The following is a 4,226-nucleotide window of genomic DNA, read 5'->3' as shown; positions in this document are numbered from 1 at the left end:
AATTCCATCTGGGCCAGTAGCTCTTGCTTGCGGGTCTTCTTGGTGCTCAGGTTCAGCTCAAGGCTGCTTTGCTTCATGGCTTGCGAGGATGCCATGACTGATCTGCATCTATCAGACTGCTCGCGAGGTTTTGCAGGATTTCCCTAGCGTAAAAAAGTGAGCGTAAATATAGCGTAGAGCTAGCTTCATGATTCAGCACAACGACGGAGACTACAGAAGTGCAAATCATACGCATATCTTGCGCAGTTGCTTTACTCGAGACTGCTGTAACCGAGCGTTAGTAACGCGGTAGATTGCACGTTACACGCTGGAGGCGTGTGCTTCGAAGTGGTCCGCCAGGGCTTGTCTGGTGTAGTTGCCTGACGGCAAATTCGCACCAGTTTGGATTCGGTTTTTTCGGGCATTGCTCGTGCCCTTCCGAGCTTCTGATCAGTGCTTTTGCGGCTTCGAATCCAGCTATGCGGTGCTCGCTGGTCATAGCTCTTTCAAACTCTGCGAAGGCGCCCAGCATGTAAGGTCGGCTAAGCCCCATCCTGGCTGGAAACTTTGTTATTGAACTAGGAGAAGAGCCCGGGCATTGGATGGCCGTTGCGACCGTGGAGGCAGAGAAGGAAAGCGAGTTGCGTGCACGACTGAAAAGCCGCGTCAAAGCATGGCGGAGACGGTGAGATTCGAACTCACGGACGGTTGCCCGTCGGCAGTTTTCAAGACTGCTGGTTTAAACCGCTCACCCACGTCTCCGGGCACGGAAGCGCGGATTCTAGCCGACTGCAGGCGCTGATTTTTTCAGCATGCCGCGCGTCTCGATGAAGCTGATCACGTCGGCGAGGCCGCTCAGGTTCTTCAGATTGGTCATGACGAACGGCTTGAGCTGCCCCTGCGCGTTGGTGCGCATGCGGGTGGTGTCGGCACGCATCACATCCAGGTTGGCGCCTACGTGGGGGGGGCAAGTCGATGGGCAAGTTGGTGGGTAGGAACAAAACGTACTTTGATAAGACGGACCAGCGCCGCATCTGCGCCAGTCTGAACATCGCCAGTAACGAGGAAAGGCCCACTAATTGTTTGCTCTCCGGGACATGGCAAATTTCTATGCCTACAGCGCGGCAACTTGCGCGCGAATCTGTGCAGTCGTGGTGGCGTTGTCAAAGGCGAAGCGCAGATTTCCTTGGAGGCTGCGGTCCCGAAGATCAATGACGTGATTAGTGTAGTTATAGGAAAAGCAGTAGCGCGTGCCTGCGATTCTTACCCAGCATGTCCGAGCAACAACGCCTTGGCGCTCGTACACGTCGATTGTGTCATTAGGGCCAAATCTCGCCAGTACGGCGTTTGCAAGCGGCTGGATCACTTGGCTGACTTGAGGTGCATGATGATTGGCGTCAGCAATGACAGAAGCAACGTAGCGATTAATTTGTCCAATTGTCGTAAGGCGACGGGCCATGAGATCACTTCCCTTGAGTTTTCTATGTCGGTACTGCTATTTCATTGGCGTCTACGGCTGGCGTGAAACATTCTCTCGACGGAGCAATTCTGTCCTATCAATGGCAGTGCTGGAAGGCGACCAGAGCCTGTTGTAACAAATACAACCCAGATGCTTAGGCTATTGCTCCACGTTTCGAGCCAGTGGGTTGGCTAGGCGGCAGGTTGCTTGGGAGCGCTCGCCTTGAGTGCAGTAACCTTGCGGGCGGAGTGAACGGCGAGCACGTTGCACACGAATCGGATGCCACTCCAGCGGGAGCTAACTGCGGTAACGAGGTACTGAATTACGAACAGCCCCGTTGCGAGCAACTGGGCGGGAAATGGTGCGTCCGCGAGTTGCAGCGCCACCGGTACGAGGACAAGCAGTACTAGCGAAATCCCCGCCATGTCTCGATACATCAGGAACAGCTTGTGCGCCTCTGCTACTTCGGGTTCATTCGCAATCTGCTTGTAGAGCTTGTACCACCTAGCATTCTGTTCGGCCGGTTCAGTTGGCAGCGTACCAATGTTCCTTTTCAGGGCCGCCATATCAATACGCGAGTCGGCGGGGCCATACTTTGTGAATGCCTCAGTTCCAGGCAGCACGCCGAGCGGCTTCCAATAGACAAGCGCTGACTTCAAATTGTGCGGTAGCACGTTAACAACCAACAGCACAAAAACTGGCATCATCGTTGCGATTAGCACCCGTCCGATGCCTACTTGCGTGAGTGATGCGCCCTTGACGAGTTCCGGCGCAACGAAGAACAGCAAGGCTAGTACGTCAGTAATAGCTAACAGGACAAGCCACTTCATATTGAGTGACTTGAGGGATCTATCGCCATTGTTCTTCATCCCATGTACTCCGTCATGATGGTGTAGTTATCGTGATTGACGGTGAACTGAATCCAGCCATCGCGCCGCGTGGTCAGGACATGTCGATCCTTCATGGTCGTGCGGACTCTGACGCCCTGATCTCGCACAACGCGACGATAGTCGGGCACGGTTTGTTGCGTTTCGTGTTCGATAGGCTTGTCGGAAATGACCACGGCGCTTGGCGTGAAGTAGTCGAAGATGTCTTCGCAGTAGCCGTTCTCTCGCCCGTGGTGCGATGCGACAAGAATGTCGGTCCCAACAAGCTCGGCGCGAAAATCCGCACGTTGCAACAGCGCTCGCCAACCTGCTTTCTCCAGATCGCCGGGGAAAAGGATCTTGAAGTTAGCGTATTTGATGAAAATGACTAAGCTGAGGTTGTTGGTATCGGTAAATGCCGGATATGGGTTCCAGAACAGGGTTGCGGTGATACCACCCATGTGTAGATCGAAGGGCTCCTCAACAGGCAAATTGAAAGTGGAGCATGCAGAGACATAGCGCTCAGCATCGGCAGTGAGCGGCCCGCTTTGGCGTTTGATTTGGCGCATTTGCTCGCCCGTATAGCTTGGATTTCGGAAAAGCACGGGGGTATAAATGCCCGCATTCCATAACCCTTGCAGATCGCTCATGTGATCTTGGTCAGCGTTGGTGATGAATAGGTAGTCGAGCCTGTTCCTGCCAAGAGATTGTGTGATGTAGGTGCTAGGCCGCCAATCGCTAGCGGAACCCGAGTCGATCATTGCAAGGCGGCCAGCGTATTGACCAAGGATATGCTGCAGCATGGCGCAAGCACCGTGCTGCACATCCCAAATGACAAGCCGCATCTCCCCTTGCAAGGCCATACGCTCCCCACCCTCTAATCCATGCATATTTGAATTCCTTGCAGGTATCTCAAGGTAGCCAGGGCTGATGCCATCGTTATTGCAAGGCATCGCACCGTATCGAGGCTAGCGCTTCTACCCCTCGGTTATCACTAGCGATCAATTCCTATGATTGAGAAGTGAGCAACCGGCAAGCGTACCTTCGTGGTCCCCATTCGAAGGCAAACGTGTCGGAAATCTCATGCCATCTGCCACTTGGGCAACCACTTCCGTGATTTGCACCCATGCAAGAGCATTCACAATGAAGTCCTTGAGCATCCCAGCATGAGGGGGCGCACTTCTGTTGCTCTCGATACAGCTGTACGAGATAGGTAGCAGCGTACCTATCGACAAGTCTCTTGGCGAGCCAGTCGTACCACGCAACAGGGACCTCCCAGCACTTAAAGCGATCATTCCAATCTGGTTTCCGCCTCTTATCTGCCCTCAGCCAATCGAAATTGTTTCTGGCGTAGGGAAGTCGCACCAGCAATGGCTCGCTATTGCTTCTCCGGAAAATGATTGGTGGGCTGGCTTTACGCCAAATTTCCCTGAGCCTTGGATCGTGACTGTCCATACTCGTGGTGCTGAAACAATCATTGCTCGTGAGCGTTGACTCTCAGTGCTCGCGGTCCCGCGCAGGGACAGGGTCATTTCCAGGGGCAATGGTGTCCTTGCCCCGGATCAGGCCGTTGACGCCCTTGGTGGTTAGTTCTCCGCCTCCCTGTCTACTGAGCATTTCACGCGCAGCCTGCTCTGCCTCACGTTGCGTGGCGTGCAAACTCGAGGCACGTTCCGCGTCATTGCGCTTGTTCACCCATGTGCCATCCTCGCGGCGGAATACCATCCGATCTTGACCTTTGCTCATTTGCGTCTCCTATTCACCTGTCGTTAAGGAAATCCTGCAAAACCTCGCGAGCAGTCTGATAGATGCAGATCAGTCATGGCATCCTCGCAAGCCATGAAGCAAAGCAGCCTTGAGCTGAACCTGAGCACCAAGAAGACCCGCAAGCAAGAGCTACTGGCCCAGATGGAATTGGTGGT

Annotated in this window: 4 protein-coding genes, 1 tRNA gene and 1 pseudogene; all 6 read right to left on the bottom strand. The window is 54.2% G+C overall.

Annotated elements, in window-relative coordinates; genetic code table 11:
• Positions 1 to 653 precede the first annotated feature (653 nt).
• Positions 654 to 741, bottom strand: a tRNA-Ser gene (locus A1D30_RS15805).
• Between the two features lie 19 nt (positions 742 to 760).
• Positions 761 to 943: pseudogene (locus tag A1D30_RS24840) on the bottom strand (urease accessory protein UreG); the annotation flags it as partial.
• Positions 944 to 1,093: 150 nt separating this feature from the next.
• Positions 1,094 to 1,438, bottom strand: a complete 345-nt coding sequence (locus tag A1D30_RS25560; RefSeq protein WP_131798470.1) for a hypothetical protein — start codon at positions 1,436 to 1,438, stop codon at positions 1,094 to 1,096.
• A 191-nt stretch (positions 1,439 to 1,629) separates the two neighbouring features.
• On the bottom strand, positions 1,630 to 2,307 hold the full coding sequence (locus A1D30_RS15800) for a hypothetical protein (RefSeq protein ID WP_063461692.1): 678 nt from the start codon (positions 2,305 to 2,307) through the stop codon (positions 1,630 to 1,632).
• Positions 2,304 to 3,194: a hypothetical protein gene (locus A1D30_RS15795; protein WP_242421918.1), complete on the bottom strand. Its 891-nt coding sequence runs from the start codon at positions 3,192 to 3,194 to the stop codon at positions 2,304 to 2,306. The genes A1D30_RS15800 and A1D30_RS15795 overlap by 4 nt, the downstream gene beginning before the upstream one ends.
• Positions 3,195 to 3,801: 607 nt before the next feature.
• Entirely contained in the window at positions 3,802 to 4,050 is a 249-nt protein-coding gene (locus tag A1D30_RS24830) for a DUF2188 domain-containing protein (RefSeq protein ID WP_082836481.1), read from the bottom strand.
• Positions 4,051 to 4,226: the final 176 nt, after the last annotated feature.

The sequence above is a fragment of the Acidovorax sp. GW101-3H11 genome (assembly GCF_001633105.1).
GTDB lineage: Bacteria > Pseudomonadota > Gammaproteobacteria > Burkholderiales > Burkholderiaceae_C > Acidovorax.
This window is presented reverse-complemented; position numbering and strand designations above follow the sequence as displayed.